This window comes from Paraglaciecola sp. (assembly GCF_039943935.1).
Taxonomy (GTDB): Bacteria; Pseudomonadota; Gammaproteobacteria; order Enterobacterales; family Alteromonadaceae; genus Paraglaciecola.
The window spans coordinates 143,369-162,944 of sequence record NZ_JBDUZQ010000001.1; the positions used below are offsets into that span (position 1 = coordinate 143,369).

Annotated in this window: 19 protein-coding genes; 6 read left to right on the plus strand and 13 right to left on the minus strand. The window is 39.7% G+C overall.

Annotated features, from left to right (window positions below; translation table 11 throughout):
* Window positions 1-48: 48 nt before the first annotated feature.
* Complete coding sequence (locus ABJD71_RS00635) at window positions 49-243, plus strand: hypothetical protein (RefSeq protein WP_348162981.1); 195 nt, start codon at window positions 49-51, stop codon at window positions 241-243.
* 74 nt (window positions 244-317) lie between these two features.
* Here the strand turns inward: ABJD71_RS00635 and ABJD71_RS00640 are convergent, their stop codons facing one another.
* From ABJD71_RS00640 to ABJD71_RS00680, 9 genes are all read right to left on the minus strand, one after another.
* Window positions 318-1,919, minus strand: coding sequence for a diguanylate cyclase (locus tag ABJD71_RS00640; protein WP_348162984.1), 1,602 nt, complete (start codon window positions 1,917-1,919; stop codon window positions 318-320).
* Window positions 1,906-2,199, minus strand: coding sequence for a hypothetical protein (locus ABJD71_RS00645; protein ID WP_348162987.1), 294 nt, complete (start codon window positions 2,197-2,199; stop codon window positions 1,906-1,908). The genes ABJD71_RS00640 and ABJD71_RS00645 overlap by 14 nt, the downstream gene beginning before the upstream one ends.
* Window positions 2,200-2,327: 128 nt before the next feature.
* The gene (locus tag ABJD71_RS00650; protein ID WP_348162990.1) at window positions 2,328-3,581 is read right to left on the minus strand and encodes a hypothetical protein; all 1,254 of its coding nucleotides are present in this window, start codon (window positions 3,579-3,581) and stop codon (window positions 2,328-2,330) included.
* Window positions 3,582-3,942: 361 nt separating this feature from the next.
* Window positions 3,943-4,470, minus strand: coding sequence for a DUF1993 domain-containing protein (locus tag ABJD71_RS00655; protein ID WP_348162993.1), 528 nt, complete (start codon window positions 4,468-4,470; stop codon window positions 3,943-3,945).
* Between the two features lie 130 nt (window positions 4,471-4,600).
* Window positions 4,601-5,614 (minus strand): GTP-binding protein, encoded by a 1,014-nt coding sequence (locus ABJD71_RS00660; protein WP_348162996.1) that lies wholly within the window; start codon window positions 5,612-5,614, stop codon window positions 4,601-4,603.
* Window positions 5,607-6,977: an alkaline phosphatase PhoX gene (locus ABJD71_RS00665; RefSeq protein ID WP_348162999.1), complete on the minus strand. Its 1,371-nt coding sequence runs from the start codon at window positions 6,975-6,977 to the stop codon at window positions 5,607-5,609. Before ABJD71_RS00665 ends, ABJD71_RS00660 begins: the two co-directional genes overlap by 8 nt.
* Before the next feature lie 23 nt (window positions 6,978-7,000).
* Complete coding sequence (locus ABJD71_RS00670; RefSeq protein WP_348163002.1) at window positions 7,001-7,813, minus strand: HAD family acid phosphatase; 813 nt, start codon at window positions 7,811-7,813, stop codon at window positions 7,001-7,003.
* A 75-nt stretch (window positions 7,814-7,888) separates the two neighbouring features.
* Window positions 7,889-9,268, minus strand: coding sequence for a 5-methyltetrahydrofolate--homocysteine methyltransferase (locus ABJD71_RS00675; RefSeq protein ID WP_348163005.1), 1,380 nt, complete (start codon window positions 9,266-9,268; stop codon window positions 7,889-7,891).
* A 38-nt stretch (window positions 9,269-9,306) separates the two neighbouring features.
* On the minus strand, window positions 9,307-11,745 hold the full coding sequence (locus ABJD71_RS00680; protein ID WP_348163007.1) for a TonB-dependent receptor: 2,439 nt from the start codon (window positions 11,743-11,745) through the stop codon (window positions 9,307-9,309).
* Window positions 11,746-11,894: 149 nt separating this feature from the next.
* Between ABJD71_RS00680 and ABJD71_RS00685 the strand changes: the two genes are divergently transcribed.
* The 3 genes from ABJD71_RS00685 to ABJD71_RS00695 all read left to right on the plus strand — a co-directional run bounded on the left by ABJD71_RS00685 (window position 11,895) and on the right by ABJD71_RS00695 (window position 13,711).
* Complete coding sequence (locus tag ABJD71_RS00685) at window positions 11,895-12,518, plus strand: DUF2796 domain-containing protein (protein WP_348163010.1); 624 nt, start codon at window positions 11,895-11,897, stop codon at window positions 12,516-12,518.
* Window positions 12,519-12,597: 79 nt separating this feature from the next.
* Window positions 12,598-12,987 carry a MerC domain-containing protein gene (locus ABJD71_RS00690; RefSeq protein WP_348163013.1) on the plus strand — a complete coding sequence of 130 codons (390 nt, stop codon included), beginning with the start codon at window positions 12,598-12,600 and terminating at the stop codon, window positions 12,985-12,987.
* A gap of 49 nt (window positions 12,988-13,036) precedes the next feature.
* The gene (locus ABJD71_RS00695; RefSeq protein ID WP_348163016.1) at window positions 13,037-13,711 is read left to right on the plus strand and encodes a DUF1826 domain-containing protein; all 675 of its coding nucleotides are present in this window, start codon (window positions 13,037-13,039) and stop codon (window positions 13,709-13,711) included.
* A 27-nt stretch (window positions 13,712-13,738) separates the two neighbouring features.
* Here the strand turns inward: ABJD71_RS00695 and ABJD71_RS00700 are convergent, their stop codons facing one another.
* Genes ABJD71_RS00700 through ABJD71_RS00710 form a run of 3 tightly spaced genes read right to left on the minus strand, consistent with a single transcriptional unit; the run spans window position 13,739 to window position 15,493 of the window.
* Window positions 13,739-14,419, minus strand: a complete 681-nt coding sequence (locus ABJD71_RS00700; protein WP_348163019.1) for a DUF3299 domain-containing protein — start codon at window positions 14,417-14,419, stop codon at window positions 13,739-13,741.
* 28 nt (window positions 14,420-14,447) lie between these two features.
* The gene (locus ABJD71_RS00705; protein ID WP_348163022.1) at window positions 14,448-14,897 is read right to left on the minus strand and encodes a hypothetical protein; all 450 of its coding nucleotides are present in this window, start codon (window positions 14,895-14,897) and stop codon (window positions 14,448-14,450) included.
* A gap of 11 nt (window positions 14,898-14,908) precedes the next feature.
* Entirely contained in the window at window positions 14,909-15,493 is a 585-nt protein-coding gene (locus tag ABJD71_RS00710; protein WP_348163025.1) for a DUF3299 domain-containing protein, read from the minus strand.
* A gap of 82 nt (window positions 15,494-15,575) precedes the next feature.
* On the opposite strand from ABJD71_RS00710, the gene ABJD71_RS00715 reads away from it, so the two are divergent.
* Complete coding sequence (locus tag ABJD71_RS00715; protein ID WP_348163028.1) at window positions 15,576-16,313, plus strand: ATP-binding cassette domain-containing protein; 738 nt, start codon at window positions 15,576-15,578, stop codon at window positions 16,311-16,313.
* Window positions 16,313-17,548 (plus strand): FtsX-like permease family protein, encoded by a 1,236-nt coding sequence (locus ABJD71_RS00720; protein WP_348163031.1) that lies wholly within the window; start codon window positions 16,313-16,315, stop codon window positions 17,546-17,548. The genes ABJD71_RS00715 and ABJD71_RS00720 overlap by 1 nt, the downstream gene beginning before the upstream one ends.
* Before the next feature lie 6 nt (window positions 17,549-17,554).
* On the opposite strand, the gene ABJD71_RS00725 is transcribed toward ABJD71_RS00720, so the two are convergent.
* Window positions 17,555-19,189 (minus strand): NAD(P)/FAD-dependent oxidoreductase, encoded by a 1,635-nt coding sequence (locus tag ABJD71_RS00725; protein WP_348163034.1) that lies wholly within the window; start codon window positions 19,187-19,189, stop codon window positions 17,555-17,557.
* Window positions 19,190-19,576: the final 387 nt, after the last annotated feature.

A 19,576-nucleotide genomic window follows, 5' to 3' on the forward strand; every position in this document is an offset into this window, starting at 1 on the left:
CAGGATATACTAAGCGAGGACTCACTACTTTTAAAGACCATTTGATACATGAAAAATGCTCCACCAGAATCATTAATTCGTACTTGGGTATGGATGATGTCAGAAACAAAAAATCCTGAAATAATGAATAAAGGCCGTCAAAATTTAGTTAACGCTTTTGGAAGTTTGCAAAATGCTATTCAATATATAGAAGGGCAAGTAGACCTCACAGAAAAAACGCCTCCTTCTAGTGATTCAGTTTAAATTTAAAAACAATGCTATGTTTAATTCCTTTGTTCATTTGATTAAACTGTCATTGCACTTAATTAACTTAGCTCTTATTTCTTAGCTGCAGGGGCATAAAACTGCACATTAGAAAGCCTTTGTTCTTTAGCTTGATACATAGTGTTATCTGCATGCATTAATAACTCATGTAGGTCATGGCCGTGAATTGGAGCTATCACTAATCCAATACTTGCGCTTATAGTGCAGCTTATATCAGATTGAATCTGTATCGGTTGTTGTATTGCTGAGAGTAAAGTTTCTGCATGATTTTTAATGGTTTGATGACTCTCATCATTATAATAGGCAACTACAAATTCATCTCCTCCCCAGCGAATGCATACGTTTTGTTCATTGCTATATAATTGCGTGATCCTCTGCGTTGTCTGGAGCAGAACTTTATCGCCAGCTTTATGGCCATAGGTGTCATTGATAGGTTTAAACTTATCTAAATCAATCATCATTAAAACCAAAGGTTGCTGGTTTTCAAGGCTGACTGTTAGCATTTCTGTGAGCCTATCTTCGCCAGCCCGTCTATTTAACAGATGTGTGAGTGGATCATGATCGGCCTCGAAGCGAGTTTGATGCTCGCGTTCGGTACGCTCTGTAATATCATATAAAATAACTTCGATAATAGAGTCTATATCGTTTCTACTTTTAATACGTTGCTCTGTGACTTTAGCAAATAAGCAATGCATCCATTTCTGTTGGTTGCCATCAGAATATTCAAGGTCTAAGGCCACTTGATCCAATAAAGGGTCATTGCGCATCGAACTTAGAATCTGTTCTAAGTTATTCTGATTTACAAATAGGCTAGGAAAGTGCTTAAGGTTGAGTGTCTCGTTATTAAAAGGAGTAAAATATCTGGAGAAAGCAGGGTTAAAGGCCGAAATATTATTGTTTTGATCGACTAAGCAAATCCCAGCGCTGGCTTGCTCAAATATAAGCCTGAATTGGTTTTCTAGATTTTGAGTTTTAATCCGTAAATTTTTTTCTACACTAAATGATTGATGCAACCCTTGAATTAGGGTGTTTATACCCTGAATGAGTTTACCTATTTCATCTTTATTTTTGTGAGGCAAAACTTGCATTGTTTCTGGATGGTGTGGATCTATATGTTCGAAGTTATCAATTAATTTTTGAATTGGTTTAGTTAACTTCCGATGAACAACTAAAGAGACAAAAAAAGCTAATATCAATGATAAAAGTAGCTTAATAAGAGTTTCTTTTATAATTTCTTTTTTAGTTTGTTGCTCAATATATTTTTGAGCTAGATAAACGTCTAAGGAACCTACTTTTTCTTCATGAATGAAAGGGTGAGCCAATCGGGTTGAAATTTGCTCGTTTTGACCACCTAAATCACCAGATATAGCTTCTAAACCAACGTCATTACTTAGTTTTACACCTTGTATTAAGTCATTAATAACTAGCCCATCTACTATTTCCTGAGCAAGGTCAGCATCATTTATGTAGGCCGCTACAACAGCCGTTTTTTCGACTGTCTTAGATAACTGCATGGCTAATATATGACTGGATTGATGACGAGCTTCCAACCCAAAATAATAAGATAGTGCAGATGCGAGTAAAGATATAATTATGGCAATAAGAGCAATAGCGAGTGCTACTTTTACATACAGTTTTTGACTAATTTGAAACAACTTTAAATACCACTTTTACGCCTTCTGTTACCTCAGACTCTGGGATATATGCAATCATGTCCTTATTTGCACGAACGGTATTAATAATGTCTTTTACAGACTTTATTGTTGTGGGAGGCGTTGCATTTCCTGAAAAAAGTAAACGAGCCCAATATGTATTCACCTTTCTTTCATTCTGTTGCAAGAGCTTCATATAAAACTGACTCTTAATTGCTGACTGTGCAGGGAAATCAATTGGCGTCGCTTTTTGACCGTCAGGGAATGTGTTGAATCGACCCATGTAAATATCTATCACTTGTCGTTTGGTCAGATTATCAATTTGGTTATTTTCGTTAACGACAATAACGAGCCCATGAGCTTGTGTTGAGCATATGAATAGAAGCAATATGTAAAGTTGTTTTAGTTTCATTAGAACAACACATTAAAACTTAGACTAAGTGTATTTACTTTGTCTCTTGTTGTTAATATTTCAGGTGTTTTTGTGTTCCAAAGGCCATACCCTTTAGGACTAATATTGGTATGGTCCAGTTGTAGTTTTATATTCATACTTGATGTTAAATCAAGTTTTGCACCAGCGCTTATTGTTGTTTGTCTAGCGGTTATGGAGTCTAATATGGTTGTGAGGGTATCACTAATTGCGTAGAGGTATGCGGCTAGCTCTGGAGGAGTGTTCGCATCAAATATTGGAGGTGAATAAGTCGGTATTTTATCTGAATTTTTAATAGCAGATAGACTGATAAAATAGGTGATCTGCTCTTGTATGTATCCCAACGTGGCATAACCGGAATTAGAAGAGCTAAAAGGTAGCCAGTCATTTTTTGATATCCCCCCCTCAGAGTAGAATAACCATGACTTACTTTCATAAGAAATACCTAAAGAATCATAAGATGAAGATTTACCAGAAATTTCAAACTTGTCTAATATCTCAACCTTTGCAGGCCATATATCGTCCGGAGTTTGCTCTAAAATAAGTTGAGCATCAGAAAATTCAAAGGCTCTTAAATCGTCAAAGTTTGATTGACTATGAGTCAAGCGTATTAACCAATTATTGAGTTGGTAAGAAGCACTAAGTAGGATCAAATCTTTGGATGTAAAGCCAAACCGATTGTCCACTCCTTGGAGTTCAGGACTAGTTTGTCCATACCCTAATCGAAATCTGAAGAAACCATCAGCTATATGATTCTTATATTCGAGATCTACCCCATCAAAATTGTTGACGGGTGAAGCAATAGAATAGAACTCATTGGGTGGCCTGCTCCAAAGGTAGGCATACCCAACATAGGGGTAATCAGATAAAAGGTATAAGTCACTATTTACTCTTCCTGCTCGTAATGACCAGTTTCTATTTGGGCGGTAGCGAATGAAAGCTAGTTCAATAAATTCATTGAACGTTTTACGGTTTCGATCCTGAAACACAACTTGACCTACTGCATCCCATTTGTCTGCTAGCGCCAGGTTCGCTTGAAAGCCGACTTTAGATTCATTTAGAAAAGTGAAGCCATCATGACTAGTATTTAAAAAGTCAGTGGTAAGCTCTAAATATTCATTATCTGAATAAGTCGCGCCAATAGTACCAAAACCACTAAAATTGACTTTAGAAGCGAATACCGAGCTCGTAAATAAGTATAGTGCGGCACATCCAAGCCCAAAAAGAGACTTCATACTAACCTTTTTATTTATATATTTTTTAAATAGATATTTTGTATTTAGTACCTTGAATGGACCAAACGCAATTAATAAGACTTAACTTTTTTAAAAAAATAACACGTTTTGATTGTTGAAAAATAGTTTTTATTAGAATAACAAAGCATTTCTTTTGCAAATTTGTATTCGCTGAAGATAGAGAGGTAAATATTATTGACTGCCAATGCGAATAGAAATTATATGGATGAGAAAGAACAACATACACTCAGAAGTCAGCCAGATTATATTAAAAAGATTCGCTAATAGCGGCTCATAACAATTTTTATGATGCCCTGTTAAAGCTTGTTTATTCAGGGCGTTATTTTAAAATATGACTAATTTACTCTGGGGCACCTACTACCATTTGGCCTAAGTAGTCTTTCTTACCGAGTGGTACACCTTTTATACGTAACATGTCGTAGATTGTAGTGGTGTGAAAGTACACATTGGGTATAGCAAAGGACATCATAAAGTTTTCTGTGGTGAAGGGTAAATCATAACCGCCTACTTTAAAGCGCAGTGTCTTTCCAAATAGGGCGTTTACTTTCTCTTCGTCGAACACTTTAAGTGTGTCTACAGTTTTCTCAAAGTGTGCAATAAGTGCAGTGTAATCAAGGCTATCAAGGGAAATTTGCGGGGGGGTAAATTCTCCGTCGAATAACGCCTGAATTGCACCTGCTGCATTGTGTGAGGCGATATTCACCTGAGCACTAAAAGGTAACATGTCTTCTGCTAAGCGCATGGTTACGATATCGTTTGGATCAATGTCGTGTTCCTTAAAAAATTCTTCACCTTTTTTCATCACAACAATCGTGGCTTCTAATGTGCGCAAGAAGTTGCTAATGGTAATATCGTATAAGCTAAGCATGTAAAAATCCTTTGTTAAATATTTTGACTGAGAAATATAGTGTCACCTAACTAGAGGCCTTATGCCTTAATTATATTTCAAAGTTTGTTATTTTTAATGAAAGCGTAAAATTAAGCGATTAATACATTCATTATTCAGAAGTTAAATTAAATGCTTGCTCTAGCGTCTCACAGGTTTGCTGGGCTATCTGCTGGTTATCAGTAATAAACTCTATTCTGGAATCTGCTGCTTCCTGAGCGACTATATTTACAGATACACAACCATCGCTGATGTTACAGGCAAGCACACCTTGCTCAGTAATTAGTACTGCCTTTAAACGGTCTATAGTTAAAGTAAATAAAGTATCCATTACTAGCTTGTAATTGAATATCAGCGTGGGTGCGCAAATCCACCCATAGGAGTAATGTCCTTCACCATTGTTGGCTACTTTTACGGAGCCTAACTCCGGGGCTGTAATAGTTTGATTCTGTGAGATAGAGCTATGCGAATGTGAATGAGAATGGATATTTTCGTTTACTGTCTGTTGATATTTAGACTGCCCAAACAATATGTTTATATCAATTTCACCTTGCTCTGCCATACTAATAGGCGTGTCAGTAATCTCTAGTGTGTTTAAGTAAGCTTGTAGCTCTGGGATCAAGTCTTGCTCATACAAATCAGATTTAGTCGCAACGATATGATCTGCTACTTGTAACTGTTCTTGAAAAGTTTGATGCTCGCGCCAGCGCTTGCTTGCCAATTTTCTCGGGTCGATAAGAGCAAGTGTTGTACCAACATCTAACACACCTTGGTAATGCTCTGCAGTTAACGTTTGCAACACCTCTTTAGGATGTCCAAGTCCAGTTGGCTCAATTAGTAATCGGTGTGGTTTGGCTTTGGCGAGTAGCATATTTAAGGCAATTTGCATGGGCAACCCAGAGGTACAGCACATACAGCCACCTGGAACTTCTCGGATAAATACGCCTTCTTTTTCAGGAGACGTTAACAAAGCCCCGTCTACGCCAATTTCTCCAAATTCGTTCACTAACACAGCCCAGCGTTCACTCTTGGGTTTAGCCATTAATAATGCTTGGATAAGTGTGGTTTTACCCACCCCAAGAGCCCCTGTAATTATATTAGTAGGGACATGCTCTAGCTTATCCATAAAAGGTTTGCCATGGTCCAGTAATCGCTAAGGTAACAGTGGGAGAATATAAATTCACAAATAATACTGAACCATCTGGCGAAAAACAGACCCCAGCAGGTTCCGTTTGCCAGCGAACTTTTGCGAAATCGTATACTTCTCCTTTAGGCGTAACTCCCTTAAGGTGGTTGTCTACTATGGTTGTATATTGGTCTTCGCACACCATTAAATGTCCGTTTGGCGAGACTGTTAAGTTATCCCCATAATTAAAGGTAGTGCTGTTATGGCTTTCTACAAAGAGGCTTAACGTTCCGGTTTGTTCTATGCTCTTTTGGTCGTTAGTTAAGGGGGTAGGAACATAACGCATAATTTGTCCTAGTGCTTTTTTACCTCCACTAGTACAACAAAAATATATCTCACTATCAGCAAAGTGAATACCTTCACCACGGGCAAATAAAGCAGCACCTTTTGAAAAACCTCTATGACGTAAATCGTCCTCTGGGCTCTCCACATTGTCTAAATCAATCCATTCACAAGAATAGTCTTGTTTTTCTTCCATGAAGGGAGTGGTGGTGTTGCGTGTATCAAATTTAGGCTGCCCTGAAACCACTAAGGCTTGCAGCTTGCCACCTGCTTGTAACTTCCCTGGGACATTAGGTATGTAGCGATAAAACAAACTGTCTTGTCTGTCTTCGGTCAAATAGACAATGCCGGTAGTTGGGTCAACACATGCCGCTTCATGATTAAACCGGCCCATATCTTTTATCGGCTCGGGATCGACTAACTCTCTTGCAGAGGCGGGTACTTCAAATACATAACCATGATCTTTACCTATATTGTTTGAAGCTTTTTCAACTGACTCTTCACAAGTGAGCCAACTGCCCCATGGTGTTACACCACCTGAGCAGTTTCGAATGGTGCCAAGTATAGACATGCACTGATGTTCAACTTCACGAGTTTGTAGGTTATAAACCAAGCTACTTGTGCCCCCAGCTACAGGCAGTCCAGATGCATAAGTATCATATGATTTTAATACTTTACTTGGCTGCATTTTATCACTAGCTCTCTGTGTTTTTTTAGACAAAGGAATTTCGTGATTTCTTACCAACACCACTCGGTTTTCATCGATTGGAATACAGCCCATACCATCTGCTCGGTCTGGTACAGTTAAGCCGTCGTTCATAGAATCGTCGAGTTTTGAAATAACTTGATAACTAAAACCTTCGGGTAAATCAAGTATCCCATTTGGATCGGGTATTAACTGAGAATCGCCAGATAGTTTAGCCTTTTCACTACTGAAAAGGGTCGCTGAATTTAAATTTGCGGCAAGGCCACCTAATGCAGCGGCTACGACACCTTGATTAAACTGTCTGCGAGTAATCATATATTCTTTTCCTTAAATGTGTTTTACCAAGAGCCATACATTGCGTTAGGTAAGATAAAAATACTTTTGTTTAAACGGTCACCCAAGGCATTAATATCTGCGTTTTCTTGAGTGATTTTATTTACATCTTCTATATTATCGCCGACTTGCATCACTATTGTGTGAGCTTTTTGCCAACTGGGTAGCTCTGCATGATTCGAAAAGCAATCTGCAGTGCCATCGATTAATTTTTGACGGCGTAAGTCTTTGTCATTGATGATAGTGTGTTCATTGATAGCGTCTTTGTCTGCTTGAGTACGTCCCATTAAACAGGTATTTTCGAAAGTAACAGGTATTAATGCTAAAACATTTTCCCAAGTGTAAGCATCAAGGCTTTTTTCGCGGTTAGTCACTAACGCGACTTTTCCACCCAATGAATAAACTTTTTTCATAAAATTTGCTGCACCAGGCACTAGAGTCGCCTCTTTGGCGGCTATCCAACTTGCCCATGTTTCTGAGGTATAGTGACTATTTGTTTGATCTAACATCACTTGGTATTGACTATTATCTAGGACTGTTTCGTCTACATCCATCACGACTACCCAAGTTTCATTTTCTAATGCAACTTTTGGTAATTGTTGTTCTGCGTGCAGGTATATCCCTTGAGTTATGAATTGATATTCTTTACTAGTGGTATGCCACTTAACTGAATTAGATAGGGAGAGAGGTGTAGTATCAGCGGTTGTTTGAGATTCCACCCAAGTGTTTTTATTTTCTTCTGGTACTATATTACCAGCACAGTTTGCTAATATAGTTACACCGAAACACAGTGTTATTAATTGTCCTGCTTTGTTCATTTTTTATTACCTAATTAAAATCCGTACTGAGCGGGTTATGAGCAAAGGTTTACTCTGTCCATAACCCTTTCAGCTCTATTCGTGGTCGTGCTCCTCTTCTACAATTCCTAACCAAGTTAGTGATGCAGGTGAAAAGTCTATTTCTATGTCACCTGTAATAGTCATGGTTTCAAGGTCAATTTGCAATATATGCTGTGCAATAGGGTCTGAAACGTACACATAATGGCCGTTTTGGGCAGCAACAAAACTAAATGACATGCCTTCTGGCATAGTAGAAAGATCTTCATCAGATATATCTATACTAGTCTCTAATTCCCATTCAATTTCGCCATCATGATCATGGGCACTAAGCACATTAAGGAACCCTAATTCATCTAGCACAAGAAAGTGCTCGCCTTCATAAGCAAACCCATAAGAGATTGGAGGCGCCTCAATTTCTGGTTGCCACTCTAAAATTTCCATGCCACTTTCGGGGGTTATGTTGACTAAAGTTACGCCTTCTACACCATAGGCAGATGCAACGCCAATAAATGATTCATTCTCTTCATGGCTGTAAATATTGCCAATACGTACACCATCTAATTCATCTACATTGATAATTTTTGAAGCGTTGTATTCTTCGCCATCTCCTTGACTTGCAACTAAGACCCCATCACTACAGCCGAAAACGGTGTAGTCTTCATTTTGGGCGGCTCCATGCAAGTCAGGGCAGGTGACATTTAACACTTGTTCTTGCTCATACTCGTCATCATGTAAATGATAAACGCCAACTTGGTCTGGTAATATAGTAGTTGCGGAGGTGGTTTCGGTATCATCACGACGAATTGTTGATAGTAAATGGTCACTATTCGGTTCTGCAACACCATGCATGTTTGTTGTGTACTCTAGCGTAGCAATGTCAGTTATATTACTACTAATGTCAGTGTCGGTTACTACTTGAACTGATGCAGCGATACTTGTTTCTGCGTCACCATCAAAAAATACTGCAGTTTGGCCATCATGTTTAATGACATGTGTTGGGCGACTACCTGATAACTCAAAGCTGCTCATTGTTGGTGATTGTTGGAAATCATGTAAATGCTCGACATGATCTTCACGCCATAAACCTCCATCAATAAAGCCTACGTAGTCATTACTGCGGCTGGTGATAACTGCAAACCTATAATCTGCTGACGCAGTTAGTGAGTTGGTATCGTGTATTAAAGTGAAGGTATCTAGCAGCTCACTGTCATCTAAATCAAAAACAGCGGTCTCGTTAGTCTCTGCCGATAATACGGCAAGTCGTCCCATTGACTCAATCGTGTACTCATCATCATCATCGTCATGGTCGTGCTCATCTTCATCCTCAACGATGGGGTCTTTCTCGATGATCTTTGTTGTTGCATCACCACAGCCGTATAACATTAAACTTGCGATGGTCAATGCCAGCATGTTCATTTTTGGTAGTTTGCTCATTGTGTCTTCCTGAAATTTTTATAAGTTGTAATGGGATGCTAGAAGTAACCTCTAACACCCACTGATATGTTTCGTCCCGGACGTGGGGCAACATCTTTGATAAATGAGCTATGCACTCGGGCTTCAGTATTAGTTAGATTGTTACCTTTGAGATAAAGGGCTATATCTTGATTGAAAACAGGAATGTCATAAGACACGCTAGCATCAACTAAAGTGTATCCTTGGGTAACAGTTTCATCAGATGCAGTGCGGTCTTGAGTGTCATATCGTGTGATATCTAAGTGAGCACTAATACTTTCGTTTTCATAGCTAAGCTGCGTTCCAAACCTAAGTGGTGGAGTACGTGGCAAGTTTCCGCCATCTTTGAGGCGTGCTCTCACATAATCAGAAAAGAAGGTTGCCTTAAATGTATTGGTAGCCTGCCACGCCACTTGAGCCTCAAACCCATGTAGGATCACATCATCAGTTTCGAAAATATATACAGGTAGTAGTTCTTCGCTGCTTTCTTCTTCAGCTTCTTCTTCGTCGTGGTCATGGTCATGACCGCTTTCGGCCGATAACCCTGTAAACGTTTGGTAATAGTAGTTATCAACTTGGTTGTAGAAAGCGTTAAAAACAAAGGCTACATCACCTTCAGTTTTACGGAAAGTAAGGTCAATATTGTTAGCTGTCTCTAAATCAATTTTTTCAGTAGATAGACCAATGTAAGCTTCGTCGTCTGTTTCAAACAAAGCAAACAATGCGCCTACTTCATAGTTTCCCGTTCCAATGTGTGGTCCAAAAGATAAGAGCTCTGATGCTGACGGGGCGCGTTGGGAGCGCGACATTGAAAGGCCTAAGTTATAGCCTTGAGTGAAGTTCCATACTAAACCCGCAGACAAGCTGACTGGGGTAAACTCGTGACTTACTGCGAACACTCGAGTGATGCTGCTCTCTTCGTCATGATCATGGTCGTGTTGATCTTCTTCTTCGCTGTGTGCTTCTAGCGTTGGAAGCAATACGTTATTAGCGTCTAAAGTTACTTGTTCTATACGTCCACCTAACTGTACTAATACGTCACCAATGTGTTTTTCTTCCATTACAGCTAACGCAAAGGTTTGCGCTTTAGATGGTGGTGTAAAGGCTTCTTCACCTTGGGCTGCCACATCACTATTTTTGAAGTGAAGGCTTATGCCGCCATTCCAATCAGAAAAAGTACTGTGAATAATATCAAGCTTTAGTTCGGAGGTTTGGTTTTCAAACAAAGTGCCTATTTCGCTATTTTCCACTTCGGCATGTTCATAATCAGTAAAGCCTCCACGAAAGTTGATTGTTTTGATCCATTCTCCGTCGGCATTGTACTCACCAAGTAATTGCACCCTAGTTTGTTCTAAATCTGCAAATACGCTTTCTTCTTCCTCCTCTTCATCGTGGTCGTGTTCTTCTTCACTGCCATGTGTATGACCGGGAATACCGTATTCACGATTAAACTGCTCTACGGCTACCCCAAAAAAACCTTTATCAAACAGGTAACTGGCTCCTAAGGTGATGCCGTTAGATTCTTCGGCACTATTCTCAACTGAAAAATCATTACCTTCATGTACATCTTCATGGTCATCTTCATGATCATCATGTTCAGATTCCGCTTCTACGGGAATATCGTAGTCATTTGATTTTCTCCAATAACCATCAGCATAAAATCCAAATGATTCTGTACCAGTAGTGACATTAAATGAGGCTAATTTTTGATCGTTCACTGAACTATTCTCAAGTAACCATTCGCCACGAGTGCTGCTATCTGTTGGTACACGGCCGTCTGCTACATTTACGACTCCGCCAATTGCACCACTGCCGTAGAATAAGGTGGCTGGCCCCCTTAACACTTCGATTTGTTGCGAGGTAGATGCCTCAGATGCAACTGAATGGTCAGGTCCTACTCTTGATACATCACTGACGTCCAAGCCATTTTGAGCAATTAATACACGAGGTCCGCTTAAGCCTCGGATAATAGGTGTACTGGCAACGTTGCCATGGAAGTTACTTTGCACACCTGGGAGCTTTTCTAAACTATCTCCTAATGTAGCGGCTTGTTGACGACGTAAGGCTTCACCATTAAGAACACTAACAGGCGCGGCTGATTCCATTACAGACATGTGAATTGGTGTTGCCACTACATCAACCACTTCTATCGGGGAGCGAGTCAGAGTTAAAGTAAGTGATTTAGATTCGTCTTCAGAGAATACTATGTCAGTATGTAGATGTGCATAACCTGCAACCGAAATGTGAAACTCGTTGTTTCCTACATTTAAATTGTCGAATACAAAACGGCCATTTTTATCGGTCGTCGCATCTAAGTTTGTGCCTTCAACCCGCACCAGAGCTCCTGGTACAGCTTTTCCAGTGTTGTTTTCAACTAGGCCTTCGAGTGATTGGGCCGCAAAGGCGCTTGTGGGTAAAAGCAGGCCCATGAGAGCTGCAATGCGAGATAAGTTATACATTCGATTCCTTTGGTGGTGTTATAGTGTAACAATAATAGTGGTTATGTTATATTGTAACATATAGGCTTTCAATCATTTTCTGGCAGCCGCGAGCCTAGGTTTGGTAATGTCTATAGATGAATAGTTCTTGAATTTGTTGAGGTTAAAAAATGAAATTTACAAAGCATTTAGTATGTATGAGTTTTTGCTTTTGTAGCGTAGCTACAGCTCAAGAACATGTCCACGGTGCAGGCAGTGTTTTTGTCGTACAAGACGGTAACAATTGGCAGATGCAATACGTGGTTCCGGCGGCTGACGCCTTAGGATTTGAACATGCGCCTGAAAACAAGCAGCAAAGAAAGAGTCTTGCAAATCTCGGCCATACCTTGGAGCAAATTGAAAACTTAGTACTATTAGAAGGTAAATGCGCTCAAATCGACTACTCCCATAATCTAGATGTGTTTGGAACAGAAACTTCAGAGCATGGTAGCCATCATGAAAGTGATGAAGCACATCATCATGACGAACATGACGAACATGACGAACATGACGAGCATGAAGAACATGACAAGGGACACAGTGACCACGACGGCCATGATGAAGAGCATGAAGTTCATCATCAAAATATTGAGGTGTCTTATACGTTAAAATGTACAAGTCAGGTTAAAGGAATGTCTTTTGCAATTTTTGACAAGATGCATAGTCTACAAACACTTAAAGTCCAATGGATTCTTGCTTCAGGACAAGGCTCTGCAACCCTTACAAATGATGTTACAGATTTGGAATTTAATTAATGGTAATCATTAGTTTAAATTCCTTACACCAACTGGTTTTTCAGGAGGCTTTTTGGGGGCATTTAGGTAAGGAGAAAGAATGTTTAAAAAGATTGTAAATATTGCCGATCGTTCAGCCATATTGCTATCTACGCTCTGTGTGGTTCATTGTTTGTTAATGCCACTTATTTTAATTCTATTACCGACTTTAACTAGCTTGGTTTTCTTTAGTGATGAGCGCTTCCACACTTGGTTGTTATATGCTGTTATTCCAATTAGTGCATTTGCAATAGTACTTGGATATTTCCATCATCGTAATTGGCTTGTGGTATTGATTACATCGATAGGTATGGCAGTTTTAGTTTTGGTGGCAATTTTAGGGCACGACGTTTTTGGTGAGAGAGGTGAAGTGTTTGCTTCAGTCGTGGGTTCCATTGTAGTTGCATACGGTCATATCATCAATTTTAAAACGCGACGGCAACTAAGCTAGTGTTGCCAACTATCCCCATTAATATTGTTAACTAATAGTGGAGTGAAATATGCAACCCCAGGTTGTATTAAAAGACCAAAAGAGTAGTAACCTCTTTAGGCGTTCGGTTTGTTCTGCTGACCCTAGTATTCTTACAGAGATCTATGATGAGTCGGTAAACATGGCCTTGTGGCAAAGGAGTTTGAGTCGCGAAGTCAAAAGCGAAGTCACTGGCTTTATTGACACAGCTACTCACCTTGATCGTTCAGCGTTTATTAGGGCGCAATTTATTGAAGATGATATTCGTGACGAATTAAAATATACATCTTTAGGTGATGCTTTTATGAGTAACACCACTGAAGTGATAGACATGTTTTGCACTTTATTTGATTTAGACCAAGTAGGTTTCCGCATTCGATTGCTCGATTCACCCATGTGTCCAAAATTCCATATTGATAGGGTACCATGTCGTTTAGTCACTACTTTTTGTGGGCAGGGCACGCAGTGGCTAGATAACAATAATATAGATAGAAGTAAATTGGGGCATGGCAGTAAAGGGCAAGAAGATAGTAAGTCTGGGCTATATTCATCTGATACTACGATAAATAACTTTACTGCTGGTGATGTGGCCTTGCTTAAAGGTTCTGCTTGGATTGGTAATGAAGAAACAGCAGTGGTTCACAGATCACCACCATATCGTGAAGGTGAAAAACGTCTATTATTGACGTTAGATTTTTTGTCTTAGCACCTAAAACACCTTTTAGATAAATGGCTAATGTGTTCGAAAATCATCGGGTTGGCCGTAAAAAGGTGTAATAGAAACCAAATCTAGGGTGTACGCTGACGTTCCCATTAAGTCTTCAAATAACTCAATGTTTAGTTTGCCCATTAAAGTATAGGTTTTAGTGATATCTACATCGTTAAAGCCTGCCTCTAGTTCAACGTATATCATTTGATTTGGTGGTGGTGCAGGTAAGTGTATACAGGCCCCAAAGTAAGGTACAAAAAAGAAGCTTTTAACGCTTTTATCATTATAAAAATCAATAGGCACAATAAATCCTGAAATTGTCACTATCTGATTTTCAAATTCAGCCATTGTATTGGTTGATATTAAGGCATCTTGATAACTTTGGTCTTTAGATGCATTGATAGAGCGCATCACTTGCGCAGTCATTTGTTCTAAATTTTGAGCTTGTGAAGTTTGATAGTAAGCAATTACTTCATGCTCTTCAGCTGGTAAAAGTGATGCCCACTTTAAATCTAAAGGGCTCACTTGGTTAGGCAAAGATTGAAGTGCAGGATCAGATGTTGAATACAGGGTATTCTTATAAACTATAGCTTGTTTGATGTTGGCCCAATTATCTAAGGCTATGCGGCCAAGCCACACCCCTAAACCTATGCATACTACAAAGGTTAGGGTAATTTTAAACTTATATTTTAATTTTGATTCCATTATTGGTAAGTGAAAGATTAACTTGATGCTAAATTGCAGTCACACTTACCCGTTGGATCTTTGAGTAGGGTCTGTAGCTTTGAGTGGCATCAATTCTAACTATAATAAAATGTTCACCTGGGCCAATTGCTTTAAAGGTGACATCTATCAAGCCTCTATCTTTAGATAAACTTAGCGGGGATGAGTTAGCTAGAATGACATTTTTACTTGGAGTGAGAATGACTTCTGCATTGGTATAGTCGTCAGGTACAACATAACGTAATTGCAGCTTAGCATCTGTTGCTGCGGTCACTTTTAGTCGGTTATCATGAGTTACTTTTAGCTCGACAGGTACAGAGTTATCTATATGTTGTTGTGCGAGTGGATGAAATTGCCCAAAAGAGCCCATTCCAAAACCACCACCTCCGTGAAATTCACAAGCCCAGGCATGCATAGTGCTAAGTAGCAATAATAGTAAGGTGACGAGTTTAAGTTTCATTTAACTGTTCTCTATTCGTAAGCTTGAATGTTGTCTAAGGACATACCATAAGCAGATGTACCTGTAGTATTGCTCATGGTTTCTATGTGTATCACACCTTCAAACCAAAAAGGTTCAGTTAGTTGGGCTAGTTCAAAGCCAGTTTCTACCTTGCCGTGTATCATTTGATTTGGCGGTGGTGGTGGCATGTGTAAACAGGCTCCAAAATAAGGCACAATAAAAAACTCGGTGACTCGCTGTTGTTCATCAGACTTTAAAGGGACAACAAACCCTGGGATTTTTATGGGTTTATTATCGAACTCATTAATAACTCTCACAGACGTTAACGCATCTTGAAAACGTTGTGTTGTGACATCTTCACTTACCATACCAGTTAAAGCTTCAACCGAGTCTTCTTCACTGCCATCTTGAATATTAGCCAGATAGTCAGGCGGATTTAGTAAGGCTTCTAAATCATCTCTTGGCATGAGCTGTATCCACTCAACCTCTTGATAGGTCTGTGTTTCATTTGCTTTTATATTTGCAGTGACTAATAAAAGCGTAGCCACAAAAACAAGACTAAGGCTTTGCAAATAATATAATTTTTTAGTGTTCATGATTGATTGTCAGGGTGACCAGTAATACTATGAACAATGTTATATCATACCAATAATCATAAGCGCTAGCTCCATCTCATCTATGACCTTAAAAGAATACAGCTCAAACGATAAAATTATTTACCATGATGCCGCTATTGAATTGCAGAGTGTGGTGCATACCTATGGTAAGCAATCGGTCAATAACAACTCTTTACAATTTAGTCAGTGGAAAGTTGAAGTAGGTCAACAAGTATTCTTGTTTGGCGACTCTGGATCGGGTAAGTCAACCTTGCTTAATTTACTCTCAGGAATCTTAGCTCCCCAACAGGGTAGTATTAAGCTATTTGGAACCGAAATGAGCGACTTGTCTAATAGCGCCCGAGATCGATTCAGAGCCGAAAGTATTGGTGTTGTGTTTCAGCAGTTTAATTTGGTCCCTTACTTAAGCGTTGAGAAAAATATTGAGTTAGCTGTGTATTTGGCTAAATCCTCAAAACAAAAACTAGCTGAGACTTTGCAGGAGTTAATGGCCGCCCTGAAATTACCTAGCAGTATTTTAAGCACCCCTGTTTCAAATTTAAGTGTGGGGCAACAGCAAAGGGTGGCGATTATGCGAGCCTTTATTAATGCGCCTAAATTACTCTTGATTGACGAGCCAACCTCAGCACTTGATAATTCTGCTAAACATGGATTTATGACCTTGCTTTTAGAAATGTGTCAGGCTCACAACACCACTATGATTTTTGTGAGTCATGATACTGGCTTAGAGCCCTTTTTCTCACTACGCACTCCCATTGCATCTTTTTGTAATAGTCATACTAAAACGGTAGTTGGTTAATGCTTACTTCAATCGCATGGCACAGTCTTGTAAGCCGAAGAAAAACTGTATTTTTAACGTTTTTATCTTTGGTAGTGAGTATTAGTGTATTGATAAGCGTTGAGCATATACGTTTACAAGCAAAAGAAAGTTTTAACAGAACCATATCGGGAGTGGATTTAATAGTAGGAGCACCTAGCGGTGAGTTAAATTTATTATTGTACTCAGTATTTAGAATGGGTAACCCTACTAACAATATCGATTATGATAGTTTTAACATGTTAAAAGCCAATAAATCTGTTGCCTGGGCTATTCCGGTCTCTTTAGGTGACTCCCATCGTGGTTTTCGTGTTATGGGCACTAGCACCGATTATTTTACGTACTTTAAGTATGGTAATGACAACCCCCTAGCTATGGCTGCTGGTAAAGGTTTTTCTAGCGCATTCGAAACTGTTATAGGCGCTGATGTTGCCAAAGAGTTAGGGTACAAGCAGGGTGATAACATTGTTATTTCTCACGGTATTGGCAGTACTAGCTTTGTAAACCATGACCAAGCGCCATTTACTGTGAGTGGCATTTTAGCCCCAACCGGTACCCCCGTAGATAAAACAGTGCATGTCAGCCTAGCAGCAATCGATGCCATTCATTTACCCCCTAGCCAACTTAAAAAACTGCTAGATAATCCTGATATGCAGCTACCACCACCTAAAAGCATTACTGCTATGATGTTAGGGTTAAATAATAGATTTGCTACTTTCACCCTGCAAAGACAAATCAACAATTATAAAGAAGATAGATTAATGGCTGTATTACCCGGTGTAGCTATGACACAGCTTTGGCAACTAATGGCGAATGTTGAGAACCTTTTACAGGTTATTGGTTATTTGGTTTTGTTGGCGTCATTATTTGGCCTAGCTACTATGCTGTTAGCCACCATGAACGAACGTCAAAGAGAAATAGCTGTATTTCGTATATTGGGGGCATCGCCCAAGGTCATTGTATCTTTGATCATACTTGAGGCTTTAATCATAAGTGTATTAGCTTTGCTTTTTTCAATAGGGCTGGTGACCTTACTACTTACCTTGCTAGAAGGATGGTTAACGGCTGAGTACGGTCTATTTTTAAGCAATAATTTGTTTACTATAGAGCTATTGATTTTGTCTGCCATTATTACCACAGCGACCATTATCACAGCCTTAATACCGGGACTTGAAGCGTATAAAAACGCTATTCATACTCAGCTATCGGGGCGATAAGTCCCTTTAGTCGGGTTGTTGAGTCAGGGACAAAGCCACGGCTTCGGCAATGCGAATGCCGTCTATGCCTGCAGACCAAATACCTCCAGCGTAACCCGCGCCTTCGCCGGCTGGGTATAAACCTTGTACATTGACACTTTGAAAGTCTTTGTCTCGCTTAATACAAATAGGTGAGGAGGTGCGAGTCTCTACTCCAGTTAATAACCCATCTGCGCGAGCAAAACCTTTTATCTTTTTATCAAAGGCTGGTATGGCTTCGCGAATGGCTTCTGTTACAAAATCAGGCACCACTTTGCTTAAATCTGTGAGGGTGATACCAGGAGTATAAGAGGGTTTGACTTCACCTTCTGCAGTCGTAGCGCTTGATTTTTTTGCTAAAAAGTCACCTATGTATTGGGCCGGTGCATGGTAGTTTTCACCACCAACGTTGAACGCTAGGGACTCTAAGTTACGCTGTAACTCTATGCCCGCTAGCGGATGGTCTGGGTAGTCTTTCTCGGGAGTAATACCGACAACTATAGCGCTGTTGGCGTTACTTTCGTGCCGTGAATATTGGCTCATGCCATTGGTGACAACACGGTTGGGTTCTGACGCTGCAGCCACTACTGTGCCTCCTGGGCACATACAGAAACTATATACAGAACGGCCATTCTTACAGTGGTGTACTAGTTTGTAGTCTGCAGTGCCTAGAATAGGGTTACCCACATTATCGCCAAAACGGCAGCTGTCGATCATGCTTTGTCTGTGTTCAACTCTAAAGCCAATAGAAAATGGCTTGGCTTCAATATAAACACCTTGGTCGTACAAGGCTGCAAAGGTATCGCGAGCACTATGGCCTATGGCTAATACCACATGTTTACAGCTTAGGTATTCATCGTTAGATAAGTACAAGCCTTTGATTTTTTTGTTGTTATCTGGGGCGCCTTCAAGATCAAGCTTTTCAACTCGGGTACTAAAGCGGAATTCTCCGCCCAACTCAATTATGGTTTTACGCATGGCTTCCATCATATTGATTAGTTTATAAGTACCAATATGAGGTTTACTGACATACATTATTTCTTCTGGTGCACCGGCTTTCACAAACTCTTTTAGTACCTTGCGACCATAATGCTTGGGATCTTTAATCTGGCTATAAAGTTTGCCATCTGAAAAGGTACCTGCGCCTCCTTCACCAAATTGCACATTTGACTCAGGATTAAGGTCATTTTTTTTACGCCAGAATCCAAAGGTGTCTTTGGTACGCTCTCGTACTACCTTACCGCGCTCTAAAATAATGGGTTTAAACCCCATTTGTGCCAATGTTAAAGCTGCAAGTAAACCACAAGGACCAAGGCCAACTACCACGGGGCGTTCTATCAATTCTTTGGGGGCTTGGGCCACAAATTTATAGACCATGTCGGGTGTGAGTCGCACATGTTGGTCTTTTTCAAACTGGATGAGTAGGGCGTCTTGATTAGTGACTTCAACATCTAGGGTGTAAATCAGTTGAATGTTTTTGTTGTTGCGGGCGTCGTAACCTCGTTTGAACATATCAAATGACACTAGTTCGTTTTCACTAATGTTAAGTTTATTTAGAATCGCAAGCGCAATGGCCTGTTCGTCATGCTCTAGGGGTAATTTGATATCAGTTAAACGCAGCATAATAGACTTACTCTTTAAAACGCCGGACAGCCTCTCTGTCAGGGCGCTGCTATTTTAAATCAGGCTTTGTCCGATAGATAGCCCTGTTTAAAAACCAAAATTACGCAGCTGGTAAACCTAATAAAAGTACCATTAAACAGGTAATAGAAATCACACTAAAAAAAGTGATTTTCAAAGGCCTTTTGGTTACTGTTTTAGTTTGATAAGCAACAATGGCTGCTGTGGCGGATTGTAAGGTGTAGAATAAGGCAACGCACGAGATGTATAGGCAATGATAGTGTTGACATCTGTAGCCTAAGTTAGCATTACGGTTACAACAAGTACTAATAAATAGGCATGTTTAAGGGGCATTTTTTGTTAGGTAATATCTTGCAGGTCTATGGTGGA